General features: G+C 60.8%; 1 protein-coding gene. It reads right to left on the bottom strand.

Annotated features, from left to right (window positions below; genetic code table 11):
• Positions 1-260, bottom strand: a 260-nt coding sequence (locus IE94_RS36885) for a hypothetical protein (RefSeq protein ID WP_037925057.1), incomplete at its 3' end; no start/stop codon positions are given.
• Positions 261-283 lie beyond the last annotated feature (23 nt).

Raw genomic sequence — 283 nt, forward strand, 5'->3', positions numbered from 1 at the left:
CCCGGATTCACCACCGGCGCGTTCTTCGAGAGGTCGAACTTCCTGTTCAGATCCGGCCCAAGATCCCCCTTGCCCTTGAAAACCGACGTGAAGAACTTCTTCCCACCCTGGAAGAAATGCTCGAACACCGAATTCAGAGCACCCGCCGCACCGTTCAGGAACAAGTCCTTCACATCGATCCCGTGCGGCTTGCGGCCCGGGGCCGCGGACACCATCAGGATCAGACGCGACGCCAGCGCCGTGAACATCTCCTCCAGCATCTCACTCAGCGTCGGCAGGACCT

This window comes from Streptomyces violaceorubidus, from assembly GCF_000717995.1.
Lineage (GTDB): Bacteria > Actinomycetota > Actinomycetes > Streptomycetales > Streptomycetaceae > Streptomyces > Streptomyces violaceorubidus.